This is a genomic window from Pseudomonas sp. ADAK18 (genome assembly GCF_012935695.1).
GTDB lineage: Bacteria > Pseudomonadota > Gammaproteobacteria > Pseudomonadales > Pseudomonadaceae > Aquipseudomonas.
Window position 1 is genome coordinate 5,659,153 of record NZ_CP052859.1, and the last position, 15,427, is coordinate 5,674,579.

General features: G+C 58.2%; 17 protein-coding genes. 11 read left to right on the top strand and 6 right to left on the bottom strand.

Going from position 1 to position 15,427, the window contains the following annotated elements; all coding sequences use genetic code 11:
• The first annotated feature begins 91 nt into the window (after positions 1-91).
• Together HKK55_RS25710 and HKK55_RS25715 are read left to right on the top strand one after the other, a co-directional pair.
• The gene (locus tag HKK55_RS25710) at positions 92-307 is read left to right on the top strand and encodes a dodecin (protein WP_029290270.1); all 216 of its coding nucleotides are present in this window, start codon (positions 92-94) and stop codon (positions 305-307) included.
• A 116-nt stretch (positions 308-423) separates the two neighbouring features.
• The gene (locus HKK55_RS25715) at positions 424-654 is read left to right on the top strand and encodes a DUF1161 domain-containing protein (RefSeq protein ID WP_155582284.1); all 231 of its coding nucleotides are present in this window, start codon (positions 424-426) and stop codon (positions 652-654) included.
• A gap of 58 nt (positions 655-712) precedes the next feature.
• On the opposite strand, the gene HKK55_RS25720 is transcribed toward HKK55_RS25715, so the two are convergent.
• Positions 713-1,714, bottom strand: coding sequence for an LLM class flavin-dependent oxidoreductase (locus HKK55_RS25720; RefSeq protein ID WP_169357184.1), 1,002 nt, complete (start codon positions 1,712-1,714; stop codon positions 713-715).
• A gap of 214 nt (positions 1,715-1,928) precedes the next feature.
• Between HKK55_RS25720 and HKK55_RS25725 the strand changes: the two genes are divergently transcribed.
• Complete coding sequence (locus tag HKK55_RS25725; protein ID WP_169357185.1) at positions 1,929-2,360, top strand: OsmC family protein; 432 nt, start codon at positions 1,929-1,931, stop codon at positions 2,358-2,360.
• A gap of 114 nt (positions 2,361-2,474) precedes the next feature.
• On the top strand, positions 2,475-2,714 hold the full coding sequence (locus HKK55_RS25730) for a DUF1161 domain-containing protein (protein ID WP_155582281.1): 240 nt from the start codon (positions 2,475-2,477) through the stop codon (positions 2,712-2,714).
• Here the strand turns inward: HKK55_RS25730 and HKK55_RS25735 are convergent, their stop codons facing one another.
• Both HKK55_RS25735 and HKK55_RS25740 read right to left on the bottom strand, forming a co-directional pair.
• On the bottom strand, positions 2,715-3,137 hold the full coding sequence (locus HKK55_RS25735) for a hypothetical protein (RefSeq protein ID WP_169357186.1): 423 nt from the start codon (positions 3,135-3,137) through the stop codon (positions 2,715-2,717). It lies immediately after the preceding gene.
• Between the two features lie 42 nt (positions 3,138-3,179).
• Positions 3,180-3,593 carry a hypothetical protein gene (locus tag HKK55_RS25740; protein ID WP_169357187.1) on the bottom strand — a complete coding sequence of 138 codons (414 nt, stop codon included), beginning with the start codon at positions 3,591-3,593 and terminating at the stop codon, positions 3,180-3,182.
• A gap of 126 nt (positions 3,594-3,719) precedes the next feature.
• On the opposite strand from HKK55_RS25740, the gene HKK55_RS25745 reads away from it, so the two are divergent.
• On the top strand, positions 3,720-4,748 hold the full coding sequence (locus HKK55_RS25745; RefSeq protein WP_169357188.1) for an aminopeptidase: 1,029 nt from the start codon (positions 3,720-3,722) through the stop codon (positions 4,746-4,748).
• Positions 4,749-4,823: 75 nt separating this feature from the next.
• Here the strand turns inward: HKK55_RS25745 and HKK55_RS25750 are convergent, their stop codons facing one another.
• Positions 4,824-5,477 carry an HAD family hydrolase gene (locus tag HKK55_RS25750; protein WP_169357189.1) on the bottom strand — a complete coding sequence of 218 codons (654 nt, stop codon included), beginning with the start codon at positions 5,475-5,477 and terminating at the stop codon, positions 4,824-4,826.
• A gap of 8 nt (positions 5,478-5,485) precedes the next feature.
• A complete protein-coding gene (locus HKK55_RS25755) occupies positions 5,486-6,031 on the bottom strand; it encodes a gamma carbonic anhydrase family protein (RefSeq protein WP_169357190.1) in 546 nt (181 codons plus the stop codon).
• Positions 6,032-6,085: 54 nt separating this feature from the next.
• Here HKK55_RS25755 and prlC point away from each other — a divergent pair, with 54 nt between their 5' ends.
• The 3 genes from prlC to HKK55_RS25770 all read left to right on the top strand — a co-directional run bounded on the left by prlC (position 6,086) and on the right by HKK55_RS25770 (position 10,584).
• On the top strand, positions 6,086-8,185 hold the full coding sequence (gene prlC / locus HKK55_RS25760) for an oligopeptidase A (protein ID WP_178128862.1): 2,100 nt from the start codon (positions 6,086-6,088) through the stop codon (positions 8,183-8,185).
• The gene (locus tag HKK55_RS25765; RefSeq protein ID WP_169357192.1) at positions 8,182-8,454 is read left to right on the top strand and encodes a YheV family putative zinc ribbon protein; all 273 of its coding nucleotides are present in this window, start codon (positions 8,182-8,184) and stop codon (positions 8,452-8,454) included. The genes prlC and HKK55_RS25765 overlap by 4 nt, the downstream gene beginning before the upstream one ends.
• Positions 8,455-8,577: 123 nt before the next feature.
• Positions 8,578-10,584 carry a M3 family metallopeptidase gene (locus tag HKK55_RS25770; RefSeq protein ID WP_169357193.1) on the top strand — a complete coding sequence of 669 codons (2,007 nt, stop codon included), beginning with the start codon at positions 8,578-8,580 and terminating at the stop codon, positions 10,582-10,584.
• A 2-nt stretch (positions 10,585-10,586) separates the two neighbouring features.
• On the opposite strand, the gene HKK55_RS25775 is transcribed toward HKK55_RS25770, so the two are convergent.
• Complete coding sequence (locus tag HKK55_RS25775) at positions 10,587-11,234, bottom strand: dual specificity protein phosphatase family protein (protein ID WP_169357194.1); 648 nt, start codon at positions 11,232-11,234, stop codon at positions 10,587-10,589.
• Between the two features lie 305 nt (positions 11,235-11,539).
• Here HKK55_RS25775 and HKK55_RS25780 point away from each other — a divergent pair, with 305 nt between their 5' ends.
• From HKK55_RS25780 to HKK55_RS25790, 3 genes are read left to right on the top strand one after another with little or no spacing between them, the layout of a single operon-like run.
• On the top strand, positions 11,540-12,292 hold the full coding sequence (locus HKK55_RS25780) for a gluconate 2-dehydrogenase subunit 3 family protein (protein WP_169357195.1): 753 nt from the start codon (positions 11,540-11,542) through the stop codon (positions 12,290-12,292).
• Between the two features lie 3 nt (positions 12,293-12,295).
• Complete coding sequence (locus HKK55_RS25785) at positions 12,296-14,080, top strand: GMC family oxidoreductase (protein ID WP_169357196.1); 1,785 nt, start codon at positions 12,296-12,298, stop codon at positions 14,078-14,080.
• A gap of 12 nt (positions 14,081-14,092) precedes the next feature.
• The gene (locus tag HKK55_RS25790) at positions 14,093-15,391 is read left to right on the top strand and encodes a cytochrome c (RefSeq protein WP_169357197.1); all 1,299 of its coding nucleotides are present in this window, start codon (positions 14,093-14,095) and stop codon (positions 15,389-15,391) included.
• Positions 15,392-15,427 lie beyond the last annotated feature (36 nt).

The following is a 15,427-nucleotide window of genomic DNA, read 5'->3' on the forward strand; positions in this document are numbered from 1 at the left end:
AGTAAATCTGAACTTCCGAGTGGGAAGGGCCGCCAGAAGCAGTACGAGGAATCACTGCTAGGCTTGATTAACGACTAAAGGAGAAACTGCCATGACCGATCATCACACCTACAAGAAAGTCGAATTGGTGGGCTCGTCCCCTACCAGCATCGAAGACGCCATCAACAATGCCCTGGCCGAGGCCAGCAAGAGCATCAAGCATCTTGAGTGGTTTGAGGTGACCGAAACCCGTGGGCATATCAAGGATGGCAAGGCGGCGCATTTCCAGGTCACCCTCAAGGTGGGCTTCCGTATTGCGAATAGTTGATTGCGTGGGTTGAACTTGCGGGCTGGCCGATTGCCATAAGCTGCGCTACAACCTTAGGGGGGCCGACGCGCTACGTGTCGGTGCGCTCTTTTCAACCAGCGCAAGGAAAGTAACGGATGAAAAACTTCTTTTTGGTAACAGGTTTGGCGGTAGGTTTGTTGGGTGCGGGCACAGCCCTGGCGGCCAAGCCGTGTGAAGAGCTGAAAAGCGAGATTGCAGCGAAGATCGATGCCAAAGGCGTTCCGCATTATTCGCTGGAAATTGTCGACAAAGGCGCTTCTGCTGGCGGCACGGTAGTCGGTCGCTGCGACGGCGGCACCAAGGAAATCGTCTACAAGCGCGGGTGATCTCGTGTTGCAGACATGAAAACCGACGCAAGTGCGTCGGTTTTTTTATGCCTCGCGTTTAACCCTTCATCACCTGCGATAGCAGCTCGTAGGAATGAATCCGGTCAGCGTGCTCGTACAGGTCGCAGGTAAAGATCAGTTCATCGGCGCCGGTTTGCTCAATCAACACTTCCAGCTTGGCACGAATTTTCGCCGGGCTGCCCACCATCGCCAGTCCGAGGAAGCTGCCTACGGCGTCTTTCTCATGGGGTAGCCACAGGCCGTCCATGGTTTTCACCGGCGGGCGTTGCACCAGGCTTTGCCCACGCATCAACGCGAGGATTCGCTGGTAAACCGAGGTGGCCAGGTAATCGGCCTGCTCGTCGGTATCGGCGGCCACCAGCGGGATGCCGAGCATCACGTAGGGCTTATCCAGCACCGCCGAAGGCTTGAAGTGGTTGCGGTAGACGCGAATCGCCTCGTGCATCAGGCGCGGTGCGAAATGCGAGGCGAAGGCGTAAGGCAAGCCGCGCTCCCCCGCCAGTTGCGCGCTGAACAAGCTCGAGCCCAATAGCCACACGGGCACGTTGGTGCCGGTGCCTGGCACGGCGATCACCCGCTGGTCTGGAGTACGCGGGCCCAGGTAGGCCATCAGTTCTGTTACATCTTCCGGGAAGTCATCGGCGCTGCCGGAGCGTTCACGGCGCAGGGCGCGGGCGGTCATCTGGTCGGAGCCGGGCGCGCGGCCCAGGCCCAGGTCGATACGGCCCGGGTAGAGGCTTTCCAGGGTACCGAATTGTTCGGCGATCACCAGCGGCGCGTGGTTGGGCAGCATCACACCCCCGGAGCCGACCCGAATGGTCGAGGTACCACCGGCCAGATAGCCCAACAACACCGAGGTCGCCGAGCTGGCGATACCGTCCATGTTGTGGTGTTCGGCCACCCAGAAGCGGTTATAGCCGAATTTTTCCACATGTTGGGCAAGGTCCAGGGAATTGCGCAGTGATTGCGCCGGACTGCCATTGGCCCGCACGGGCACCAGGTCGAGGGTCGAGAACTTCACGTCGGACAGCGATTTCATAAGCCTGCTTCTCCAAGGGGGCGCAGGCTTTTTGACGAACCAAAACCTGCCGCTTCATGTGCATGTTCTATGCAATGAGGGCATATACCCGAGATTCAATAGCGGATGTGAATTTGCCTACTCGATAAGTGGTGCTGTCCGACAAGATGAACTTTGCCAGAGCTTCTATCCTCAGAATCCTTATAGACGCAAAACCACAGTTGAGGAGACAGCTATGAGTATCAAGAAAAAAGCATCGGCTCATTGGGAAGGTGATCTGAAAACTGGCATCGGTTCGATTTCCACGGAAACCGGTGTGCTCCGTGAAGCGCCCTACGGCTTCAAGGCCCGTTTCGAAGGCGGCAAGGGCACCAACCCCGAAGAGCTTATCGGCGCTGCCCATGCAGGGTGTTTCTCCATGGCCTTTTCCATGATTCTCGGGGATGCCGGGCTCAAGGCCGACAGCATCGACACGCAGGCCGAAGTCACCCTGGACCAGGTGGACGGCGGCTTTGCGATCACGGCGGTGCACCTGATCCTCAAGGCGAAAATTCCCGGCGCCAGCCAGGCGCAGTTCGATGAACTGAGCAAGAAGGCCAAGGAAGGTTGCCCGGTGTCCAAGGTGTTGAATGCCAAGATCACGTTGGATGGCACCCTGGTTAGTTGATCCAAGCCCCTTGCAGGAGCGAGCAGGCTCGCTCCTGCCTGTGCAAATGTGGTCGAATAGATGACTGCAGCGTGAGCGCACACTCGTGCGCGATGCATTTAGGGAGCTTCACTCATGAAACGTTTTGCCTTGGCGATTATCTGCGGTGCACTGGCGACTTCGGCCCTGGCCGCGCCAAAGGACTGTGAAGAGCTTCGCAAAGAGATCGAAGTCAAGATCCAGGCCAATGCCGTTCCGTCCTACACCCTGGAAGTCGTCAGCAAGGAAGAAGCGGATAAGCACGATAGCGCCATGGTCGTTGGTACCTGTGAAAACGGCACCAAAGCCATTGTTTATCAAAAGAACAACGACTGATCAGAGGCAGTTGACGCTGCGTTCTTCAGCCAGCAATTGGCGCGCCGCGTTGTATAGCCGGATGTTTGGGGTATAGGCCAACGACCGCCCTTCCAGGCGATAGCGCTGGCCGGCTTCGAAATGGTCGTACTGCACGGTGATGAAGCAGGTTCGCTCATCCGTTTGCCCCAGCCCGCCGAAGCTGCCGCCGGTAGGCACTTCGAAATCAAAACGCACCATCAATTCGTGGCTGCCGGGCGGGACCTGGAAGAAGCGCCCGTCGCTCAGGGTTTTTCCATCCAGGCGTTGAGCCATTACCAATTTGGCCCCTGGTGTCGGGGTGGCGAAGTCGATCCAGGCTTGCTGTGGGTCGACCGGCGGGATGGGTGTCAACGTGCAGGCGCTTAGAAAAATCGCGGCAATTGGAAGCAAAAGCTGACGCATGGTAAGCACTCGACGCTAGGAATAGCTCCAGCATAGCGCCGATCAACTCTGTTGGCAGCCCGCGGGTTTGGCTTGGCTGATGACCTTGTGATCCTGGTCATACAATTTTGCCCAAGCCCTGAAACCGGTGCTGCCGGCATGCACCTGGTAGCGCTCGCCGGCGCTGAAATCCTTGAACGTCAGGTTGAGCCGGCAATCACGCCACAGGCGCTGCGCATCGGGGCCGATGTTGGTGGCCTCGACAGGGAATTGATAGCGCACTGTCAATTCATGGCGGCCCGGCGGCACTTCGAAATAACGTTTGTCGGTGGTGGCCTTGTCATCGACTTCCAGCGCGTGCAGCGCCGCTTCCTGACCGTTGTCGAGGTCAATCCAGGCCTGGGCCGGATCGGGGTCCGGTAACCCGACACAACCTGTCAGGATCAGCACACTACCGGTCAGCATGAACATGCGCATGGCAAAACTCCGTGCAAGCGAGATAGTCTGGCGGGCAGACTCTGCGAGGTGGTGGTAATGGTTGGGCGTTGGTGTTTACGTCATGGGTTACTTGATCGTCATTTCCGGTTTTTGTTTCCGGGTCTCATGCTTTGGCTGCTCAACGGTTGTTCGAGCGTGGGTTACTACGGCCAGTTGGCGAGCGGCCAATGGCAACTGCTGCGTGCCCGGGAACCAGTAGCCCAGGTGATCGCAGACCCTTCGCGACCACAGGTCCTGCGCGATCACCTGACCCAATCGCAGAGGGCCCGCACCTTCGCCAGTCAGCACCTGCACCTTCCGGACAACCGAAGCTACCGCCTGTATGCCGACATTGGCCGGCCCTTTGTCGTCTGGAATGTCTTCGCCACGTCTGAATTTTCCCTGCTGCCCCAGACTCACTGTTTTCCGATTGCCGGCTGCGTGGCCTACCGGGGTTATTACAGCCAGGGCGCCGCTCGGGGTGAAGCGGCGTTGTTGCAGCAGCAAGGCATGGATGTGTCGATCGGTGGCGTCGAAGCCTACTCAACCTTGGGCTGGTTCAATGACCCGATCATGAGTTCGATGATGAGCTGGGGCGATGAGCGCCTGGCCACATTGATCTTTCATGAGCTGGCGCATCAGCGGTTTTATGTGAAGGACGACACTGAGTTCAACGAGTCGTTTGCCACCTTTGTCGAGCAGGAAGGTACTCGCCAGTGGCGTGCGGCTCGCGGGTTGCCACCGGCCAGTGAGTCAGCGTTGAAGCAGCGGGATCAGTTTATTCAACTGATTCTCGACACCCGTGCGCGACTGGAGCGCTTATATGCGCAGCCAGTGTCGGTAGACACAATGCGTCTCGCCAAAACCGCTGAGTTTGAGCGCTTTCGCAGCGACTACCGGCGGATGCGCGATGCTCAATGGAGCGGTGATAAGCGCTACGACACCTGGGTTAATGCGCCAATGAACAATGCGCGGCTATTGCCGTTCGGGTTGTATGACCGGTGGGTGCCATCGTTTGCAGCGTTGTTTCGGCAGTCGGGCGGGGATTGGCTGAAATTTTATGCGGCGGTGGAGAAGCTGGGCGGGTTGCCGGTGGATGAGCGCAAGGTGGCGCTGGTTCGGTTGGAGGGACCTGATCCTGTTGTTGGCAAATAGGGCCTCATCGTGGGCAAGCCCGGCTCCCACATACGCAGGCCAAATGTGGGAGCGGGCTTGCCCGCGATAGCAATCTTATGGCTTTTGCAAAAACGCCTGATGCAACTCGGCCACTGTCTCAAAATGCCAGGCCGGCGACTCTGCACTCAATTCCTTATGACTGCCAAACCCGTACCCCACGGCCGCCGCATCCAGCCCATTGCGGTGGGCCCCGATCAGGTCGTGTTTGCGGTCGCCGATCATCAGGGTGTTGGCCGGGTCCAGGCCCTCTTCGGCCATCAGGTGGGCGATCAGCTCGACTTTGTTGGTCCGCGTGCCGTCCAGTTCGCTGCCGTAGATCACCTTGAAGTGCTTGGCGAAATCAAAGTGCCGGGCGATTTCACGGGCAAACTCCCAAGGTTTGGAAGTGGCGACATACAGCTGCCGGCCCTGGCCGTTCAACGCCTCAAGTAGCGGCATGACACCGTCGAACACACGGTTTTCATACAGCCCGGTGACCTTGAAACGCTCGCGGTAAAAATTCACCGCCTCCCAGGCCTTGGCCTCATCGAAGCCGTAAAACTGCATGAACGCTTGCAGCAGCGGCGGGCCGATGAAGTGTTCCAGCTTGGTCAGGTCCGGCTCATCGATCCCCAGTTTGGCGAGGGCGTACTGGATCGAGCGGGTGATGCCTTCCCGAGGGTCGGTCAGGGTGCCATCCAGGTCGAACAAAACGGTTTGGTAATGCATGGGTGTCCTTAACATTGGTCGAAGCCTTCGGCCAGGTGCAGGTCTTTGAGCTTCACGTAGTTCGCGGCGCTGTAGGTGAAAAAGGCGCGTTCCTTGTCAGTCAACGGCCGGATCTGTTTCACCGGGCTACCGACATACAAAAAACCACTCTCGAGTTTCTTGCCCGGCGGCACCAGGCTGCCGGCGCCGATGATCACATCGTCCTCCACCACCGCGCCGTCCATCACGATGCTGCCCATGCCAATCAGGATCCGGCTGCCCACCGTGCAGCCATGCAGCATGACCTTGTGGGCGATGGTCACGTCATCACCGATCAGCAGCGGGAAACCGTCAGGGTTGAAGGGGCCGGCATGGGTAATGTGCAGCACGCAGCCGTCCTGGACGCTGGTACGCGCACCAATGCGGATACGGTGCATGTCGCCGCGAATCACCGTCAGCGGCCAGACCGAGCTGTCGGTGCCGATTTCGACATCGCCGATCACCACCGCCGATGCATCGACAAAAGCCCCGGCACTCAAGGCTGGCGTGTGGTTCTGGTAGGTGCGAAGGGTCACGATAGGCTCTCTCTCTTCTGCTGATAGCTGCGGTGGACGTTGATTGTAATTAAGATGGCCCCATCTTTGTTCTTACATGTTTCTTCAGCCAAGGTGTCCACCGTGAGCGCGAACAACCCTCTTCTGCAGTCCTACGACCTGCCGCCGTTCTCGGCGATCCGTGCCGAGCACGTGCAACCGGCCATCGAACAGATCCTGGCCGACAACCGTGTCGCCATCGAAGGCATCCTGCAAAGCCAGGGAAAAAATCCGACCTGGGCCGGGCTGATCCTGGCCATGGACGAACTCAATGACCGCCTGGGCGCCGCTTGGAGCCCGGTCAGCCACCTGAATGCCGTGTGCAATAGCGCCGAGTTGCGCGAAGCCTACGAGGCTTGCCTGCCGGCGTTGAGCGCCTACTCCACCGAGATGGGCCAGAACCGCGAGCTGTTCCAGGCCTTTGAGGCCTTGGCCAACAGCCCGGAAGCGGCCGGTTTCGATGTGGCGCAAAAAACTATTCTGGAGCACTCGCTGCGGGACTTCCGCCTGTCGGGTATCGACCTGCCTGAAGCTCAGCAAAAGCGTTACGCCGAAGTACAGAGCAAGCTGTCGGAGTTGGGCAGCCGCTTCTCCAATCAATTGCTGGACGCCACCCAAGCCTGGACCAAGCACGTCACTGACGAAGCTACCCTCGCCGGCCTGACTGATTCGGCCAAGGCACAAATGGCCGCCGCTGCCCAGGCCAAGGGCCTTGATGGTTGGCTGATCACCCTGGAATTCCCCAGCTACTACGCGGTGATGACCTACGCCCACGACCGCGCCCTGCGCGAAGAAGTCTATGCAGCCTACTGCACTCGAGCGTCGGACCAAGGCCCGAATGCCGGTCAGAACGATAACGGTCCGGTGATGGAACAGATCCTCGACCTGCGTCAGGAACTGGCTCAACTGCTGGGCTTCGCGTCTTTCTCCGAACTGAGTCTGGCCACCAAAATGGCCGAGTCCAGCGACCAGGTGCTGAGTTTCCTGCGAGACCTGGCCAAGCGCAGCAAGCCGTTCGCTACCCTGGATCTGCAACAGCTCAAGGCCTACGCCGCCGAACAAGGCTGCCCGGACCTGCAAAGCTGGGACAGCGGTTTCTACGGTGAAAAACTGCGTGAACAGCGTTACAGCGTTTCCCAGGAAGCCCTGCGCGCCTACTTCCCCATCGACAAGGTGCTGAGTGGCCTGTTCGCCATCGTCCAGCGCCTGTACGGCATCGAGATCGCCGAGCAGAAAGGCTTCGACACCTGGCACCCGGACGTTCGCCTGTTCGAAATCAAGGAAAACGGCCAGCACGTTGGCCGCTTCTTCTTCGATCTGTACGCCCGCGCCAACAAGCGTGGTGGCGCCTGGATGGACGGTGCCCGCGATCGTCGTCGCACTCTCTCTGGTGTATTGCAAAGCCCGGTGGCTAACCTGGTGTGCAACTTCACCCCGGCCGACAGTGGCAAGCCTGCCCTGCTGACTCACGATGAAGTGACTACGCTGTTCCACGAATTCGGCCACGGCCTGCATCACCTGTTGACCCGCGTTGAACACGCTGGCGTGTCCGGCATCAACGGTGTGGCCTGGGATGCGGTGGAGTTGCCAAGCCAGTTCATGGAGAACTGGTGCTGGGAGCCGGAAGGCCTCGCACTGATTTCCGGCCACTACGAGACCGGCGAACCGCTGCCTCAGGACCTGCTTGGAAAAATGCTCGCGGCGAAGAATTTCCAGTCCGGCCTGATGATGGTGCGTCAGCTGGAATTCTCCCTGTTCGACTTCGAACTGCACGCCACCCACGGCGATGGCCGTAGCGTGCTGCAAGTGCTCGAGGGCGTACGTGACGAAGTCTCGGTGATGCGCCCGCCAGCCTACAACCGCTTCCCCAATAGCTTCGCCCATATCTTTGCTGGCGGTTATGCCGCGGGTTACTACAGCTACAAGTGGGCGGAAGTGCTGTCGGCGGATGCGTTCTCCAAGTTTGAGGAAGACGGTGTGCTCAACGCCGAAACCGGTCGTGCCTTCCGCGAAGCGATCCTGGCCCGTGGTGGTTCCCAGGCGCCGATGGTGCTGTTCGTCGATTTTCGCGGACGTGTGCCGTCGATTGACGCACTCTTGCGCCACAGCGGCCTGACCGAGGACGCAGCAGCATGAGTGAAGGGCCTGTGAAAACCAAAAAGCGCTTTATCGCCGGGGCAGTCTGCCCGGCGTGCAGCGAGCCGGACAAGTTGATGATGTGGAGCGAGGACGATGTGCCGCACCGCGAATGCGTGGCTTGCGGTTATTCCGACACGCTCAATGAACAAGGTCTTTCGGTGCCCAAGGAATTGGGCACGCGGGTCAATACATCGGCGTTGAAGGTGCCGGATCCCAAGGTGCAGGCGGTGCAGTTCTTTCCAAATCCGAAGCTGAAAAAAGACTGACTGAAATAGCCATCGTCTTTCGCCCCACCGAGGCGCAAGGCGATGTACATAGATACTGCTTTGCCCGGGTTCGTTCTTCTTAGACTTTTGAGTTCCAGTCCAAGGATGATAAGGATCGAACCCATGCCCGACCATAATCCGTTGTTACAGGTCTCTGACCTGCCATCTTTCTCGCAGGTTCGTACTGAGCATCTTGCTTCGGCGGCGCAGGCGCTGATTGCCGACAGCCGCCGTCAGGTAGGCGAAATCATCCAAACCCAGGCCCTGATCCCTACGTGGGATGACTTGGTGCTGGCCATGGATGACATTTACGCTCGTCTCGATGTTGCCCAAAACATGGTCACTGTACTGAGTTCTACTGTCGACAGTGGCTGGAAGAGCGCTGCCAGCGACTTTCATAGGCAGTTGAGCGGTTATAGAGCCGAACTGGCCGTCAATGCTCAGCTGTACGCTCTATACGTACGCCTTGATGAGAGCCCGATAGCGGCGCTTTTCGATCCGTCACGTCAACGCATACTGGAGAAAATTCTGTCGCGGTATCGGCTGTCAGGTGTCACGTTGCCGGCAACTGACCGTGACCGTTTGACTTACTTGACGGCGACCAATGCACAGCTTGAAAGCGATTTTTCCGAACTGCTCATTCAAGCGACCGCCGCGTGGAGCAAGCATGTCGAGGATGATGCATTGCTCGAGGGCGTGCCAACAAGAATCAAGGACTCGATGGCGACCAAGGCTCGTGCGCAAGGATTGACGGGATGGCTGGTCACACTGGAGGCCGAGACGGTTCGGCGTTTGATCACTGACGCCCAGAACCGGACGTTGCGCCAGCAAGTGTGTGAAGCTTTTTTTAGCCGAGCGTCTGATATCGGGCCCCACGCGGGGCTGTACGATAACAGCGACCACCTGGTGGTGGTGATGGAAGGGCGTCATGAGATAGCCAAATTGCTGGGTTACGACAACTTTGCCCAGTTGGCGCTTGAAAATCAGATGGTCGAGTCCACGGACCAAGTACTGGGTTTCTTTCAGAAACAGCTGGCAAACGAGCAATCCGCCTTTGCCAGTGACCGTCTGCAACTACAGGCTGTTGCCGCTACCTATGGCGTCTTCGACCTGAAGCTGTGGGACTATGCTTTTTTCTCGGAAAGGCTTCGCCTGCAAGTTGCGGGTGTTTCGCCGGAACAGTTACGTGAATATTTTACGTTAGATGACACGCTCTTTCGTTTATGTGGGCTCCTCCAACAATTGTTTGGCGTGCAGATCGTTGAGCGCACGGATTCTGACACGTGGGCCGCGTCGGTTCGTCTGTTCGAGGTGAGGGAATATAACGAGGTTATTGGCTATGTGTTCTTCGAGCCTTTTTGGCGCGAGGGGTCAGATCAGGTTCCAAGCACGGTTGCATTGCGTGATCGACACAAAGACGCAGAGGGTTTACTGACGCGTCCGATCGCTGTCTTGCAGTGCAACTTCATGCAGGGGCCGCCCGACCTTCCCTATTTGCTTGATCACACGCAGCTTAGAATTCTGTTCCATGAGTTTGGGCACTGCTTGCAACAAGTGCTGACAAGTGCCGAATCCCGGGAGATTTCGAGTTTGTCGGGTTATGGGCGTGATACTTCGGAGTTTATTGGCGAGTTTCTGGAGCAGTGGTGCTTCCATCCAGAGGTACTCATCTGGCTGTCCCATCACTACCAGACAGGTGAGCGCCTGCCGAACGACCTGGCAGATAAACAGCTGGCCCATCTCACCATTCAAACCAGCGGGGACACGGCCGAGTTGCTGATCAGTGCCCTATTCGATTTTGAGTTGCACAGGACATGGGGCGATGGGCGCAGCGTCAAGCAGGTGCTCGACGACGCGGCTGCGCGCGTCGGCCATCTCACCGAGTTGTCTAGCTTACGACCGGCCAATCAACTGACTCACATTATGCAAGGTTATGCGGCCAGCTTATATTCCTACCGATGGTCAGGTGTTCTCGCAAAAGAAGCTTTTCAACGGTTCCAACGCGAGGGGTTGTTCAACCCGAAAACGGGACGTTGCTTGCGCGAGGCCGTATTGGCCCCAGGGAACTCGCGATCACTGCGTGATTCATTGCAGGCATTTCTTGGTGTGATGCTGGACACCTTGGTTTAGGGTCAGGAGCCACTGCTCGCCGTATTAATCCAACTCTTCATCGAGCACAGTGCAAACGCGCTGGTGCTGCAATCACCATTGGCCAGCGCTGTGCGCAGTTTGTCGATATCGGCCTTCATCATGTAGCGAACGCCATCTTTGAAGTGGGAACTGTCGCCGAAGCCACCCAAGGTCATTTCGTTCAGCGCATCTTCTTTGCTCCAGCCCTGCACCACCACACGGTACATCGCCGAAATCAATCCTGTGCGATCCGAACCATGCTTGCAGTGCATCAAGACCGGGCCGTCGGCTTCAGCGGTCTGGATGGCACGCAGGGCAGCCAGGATGTCGGCATCGTCGACATGGTTGGTGCGATAAGGCAATTGCACCTGTTTGATATCAGGCTTTTTCAGCCAGCTGTCGTCTGATTCCGGCAGGAAGTTGATCACCGTGCCGATCTTGAGGCTTTCCAATACGGGAAGGGCAGTGCTGTCGGGCAACGCACTGCGGTAGAGCGTGGGCGACATTTGATACAGGTTGTATTGCTTGGCCACAGGCTGAGCCCATTCCGCCGGACGGGTGGGGGTGGCGTCGTCGGCTTGGGCGTGAACGGCCGCAAACAGTGTCATGAACGACAGGCAAAGTGCAGGCAGCAAATGATTCTTGAACATGCGCGGCGTAACCGAATAGGGAAATGGCTGATGGAGTTCAGGTTCGCCTATGAGGGGTCAACGTCGTGTGAGGTGCCCGTCAAAGAATCGTGAATATCCGTCCTGATGCTAATGTTTTTGCAGTTGATCGGTAAGATTTCCAGGCTGAATCGATTCTTCTTAATCCTTAGGCTGCTATCATTTGTAACTATTAATTGCTGCAGTGTTCTATTTTTCGGGGTCGGCTGGATCCCACTTGCTGCCAAAAAGACAAGTCGCTCCTTGAAGCGGCTGATAAACCCGTGACCACATGATGAGGTGCCACCATGTCTGATCAAGATCGAGACAACCCCCGGCGTGAGTTTTTGCGCAAATCCTTGACCTTGATCCCTGTGGTCACCGTCGCCAGTACGGGCCTGGGTGGCTCGGTGCTGATGGCATCCTCCGAACCCGCTCAAGCCAGCGAACCCAAGGCGCCTGTCATCAGCAAGGCCTATGATCCAAGCTATTTCACGGCCGAAGAATGGGCGTTTATCAATGCGGCTGTCGCACGCCTGATCCCGGCGGATGCCCAAGGTCCGGGTGCCCTGGAAGCTGGTGCGCCGGAATACATCGACCGCCAGATGAATACTCCTTATGCCAGCGGCGCCCTGTGGTTCATGCAGGGGCCGTTCAATGCCGACGCTGCGCCTGAGATGGGCTGGCAGAGCAAATTGGTGCCCAAGGAGATCTATCGCCTGGGTATTGCCGCGACGGATAAGTGGTCGAAGGCGTTCAACGGTAAAGTATTTGCTGGGCAAGACAGCGCTACCCAGGACGATATGCTCAAGCGTCTGGAGGCTGGCGGCGCTGAAATGGCGGTGCATTTCGACACGGTGCCGCCAAAGATTTTCTTCAATCTGTTGCTACAAAACACCAAGGAAGGGTTCTTCTGCGACCCGATCCACGGTGGCAACAAAGGCATGGTCGGCTGGACCATGATCGGCTTTCCCGGCGCGCGCGCCGATTTCATGGATTGGGTTGAACGCAACGAGCAATATCCCTTCCCGGCTGTTTCTATCCGTGGCGAGAGGGCGTAAAGCATGGCAACCATCATGAAGAAAGTGGATGCGGTCATCGTCGGCTTCGGCTGGACGGGCGCGATCATGGCCAAGGAACTAACCGAAGCGGGTTTGCACGTCGTTGCACTTGAGCGCGGACCGATGCAGGACACCTACCCGGACGGCAACTATCCCCAGGTCATCGACGAACTGACCTACAGCGTTCGCAAAAAGCTCTTTCAGGACATCTCCAAAGAGACGGTGACCATTCGCCATAGTGTGAATGACGTAGCATTGCCCAATCGCCAGCTGGGTGCCTTCCTGCCGGGTAACGGTGTCGGCGGTGCCGGTTTGCACTGGTCGGGTGTGCACTTTCGCGTCGACCCTATTGAATTGCGCATGCGCAGCCATTACGAAGAGCGCTACGGGAAAAGCTTCATTCCCAAGGACATGACCATCCAGGACTTCGGCGTCAGCTATGAAGAGTTGGAGCCGTTTTTTGACTATGCGGAAAAGGTCTTCGGGACCTCTGGCCAGGCCTGGACGGTGAAGGGCCAATTAGTGGGCGAAGGTAAAGGTGGTAACCCTTATGCGCCTGATCGTTCGAACGCTTTCCCACTGGAATCGCAGAAAAACACCTACTCGGCGCAGCTGTTCCAGCAGGCCGCCAATTCTGTGGGTTACAAGCCGTACAACCTGCCGTCCGCCAATACTTCGGGGCCTTACACCAACCCTTACGGCGCGCAGATGGGGCCGTGCAACTTCTGCGGCTTCTGCAGTGGTTATGTCTGCTACATGTATTCCAAGGCCTCGCCGAACGTGAACATCCTGCCGGCCTTGAAGCAGGTGCCTAATTTTGAACTGCGGCCGAATTCCCACGTACTGAAGGTCAATCTCGACAGCACCAAGAGCAAGGCCACCGGCGTGACCTACATCGATGCTCAGGGGCGTGAGATCGAGCAGCCAGCGGACCTGGTGATCCTCGGCGCCTTCCAGTTTCATAATGTGCGATTGATGCTGCTGTCGGGCATCGGTAAACCCTACGATCCGATTTCCGGTGAAGGCGTGGTGGGTAGGAACTTCGCCTACCAGAATATGGCCACCATCAAGGCTTTCTTCGACAAGGATGTGCACACCAACAACTTCATCGGCGCCGGTGGCAACGGTGTGGCGGTGGATGATTTCAACGCTGACAACTTCGACCACGGGCCCCACGGCTTCGTTGGCGGCTCACCGATGTGGGTCAACCAGGCGGGCAGCCGGCCGATTGCCGGTACGTCCAACCCGCCGGGCACACCGGCCTGGGGCAGTGCCTGGAAGCGTGCCACTGCCGATTACTACACCCACCAAGTGTCGATGGACGCCCATGGCGCCCATCAGTCCTACCGGGGCAACTACCTCGATCTGGACCCGGTTTACCGCGATGCCTACGGCCTGCCGCTGCTGCGCATGACCTTCGACTGGCAGGAAAACGACATCAAGATGAACCGCTTCATGGTCGATAAAATGAGCAAGATCGCCGAAGCGATGAACCCCAAGGCGATTGCTTTGTTGGGCAAGAAAGTCGGTGAGCACTTCAATACGGCGGCCTACCAGACGACTCACCTCAACGGTGGCGCGATCATGGGCACCGATCCGAAAACCAGCGCGTTGAACCGCTATTTGCAGTGTTGGGACGTGCACAACGTGTTTGTCCCTGGGGCATCTGCGTTCCCACAAGGCTTGGGCTACAACCCTACAGGCTTGGTGGCTGCTCTGACCTATTGGTCGGCGCGGGCGATTCGCGAGCAATACCTGAAAAACCCCGGCCCACTGGTTCAGGCATAAGGAGCGATGACCATGAAAGCATTCGTTATCGCCTCCCTGGCCTTGTTCAGCAGTTGTTCGGTGAGCGCGGCTGAAACCGACTTGATCAAACAGGGCGAGTACCTGGCCCGCGCCGGTGACTGCGTGGCCTGCCACACCGCCAAGGGTGGCAAACCCTTTGCCGGTGGCCTGCCGATGGAAACCCCGATCGGCGTGATCTACTCCACCAACATCACCCCGGACAAAACCGGCCTGGGGGACTACAGCTTCGAAGACTTCGACAGGGCCGTGCGCCATGGCGTCGCCAAAAGCGGTAGTACCCTTTACCCGGCCATGCCCTACCCGTCTTATGCGCGGGTCAGCGAAAGCGACATGCAGGCGTTGTATGCGTACTTCATGAAGGGTGTTGAGCCGGTCGCGCAAGAGAACAAGGACAGTGATATTCCCTGGCCCCTGAGCATGCGTTGGCCTTTGGCGGCCTGGCGCTGGATGTTTGCCCCTGCTGTCTCTGGCGCTCAGGCCCAGACCGCTGCCGATCCGGTGATCAGCCGTGGTGCATACCTTGTTGAAGGCCTCGGCCACTGCGGCGCGTGTCATACGCCACGGGCCCTGACCATGCAGGAAAAAGCCTTGAGCGCCTCTGAAGGCAGTGCCTTTCTCTCCGGCAGCGCGCCATTGGAGGGCTGGATCGCTAAAAGCTTGCGTGGCGATCACAAGGATGGCCTGGGCAGTGGGAGCGAAGAGCAGTTGGTGCAATTTCTCAAGACCGGTCGCAGTGATCGCAGCGCGGTATTCGGCGGCATGAGCGACGTTGTGGTCCACAGCATGCAGTACATGTCGGAAGAAGACCTGACGGCTATCGCCCGTTACCTCAAGAGCTTGCCGGCCGTTGATCCTCAGGATCAGCCGCATCAGTACGACAAGCAGGTAGCGGACGCGCTGTGGAAGGGTGATGACAGCAAGCCCGGGGCGTCGGTCTATATCGACAACTGCGCGGCGTGTCACCGTACCGATGGCCATGGCTACACCCGGGTATTCCCGGCACTGGCAGGTAATCCGGTGCTGCAGACGGCAGATGCCACATCGTTGATCAACATCGTGTTGAACGGCGGTACGTTGCCGGCGACTCACACCGCGCCTTCGACCTTCACCATGCCGGCATTTGCCTGGCGGTTGTCGGATCAGGAAGTGGCGGACGTGGTCAGTTTCATTCGCGGCAGTTGGGGCAACAAAGGTGCGCCGGTGAAAGCCAGCGAAGTGGCAGGCTTGCGCAAGAGCGACATGCAGACCACGTCGGGTGATGATCTGGGCCAAGTGACACAGCAGCACTGATTCAGCCCTTGCCGCCCAACGGCACTGGTCAGAAAC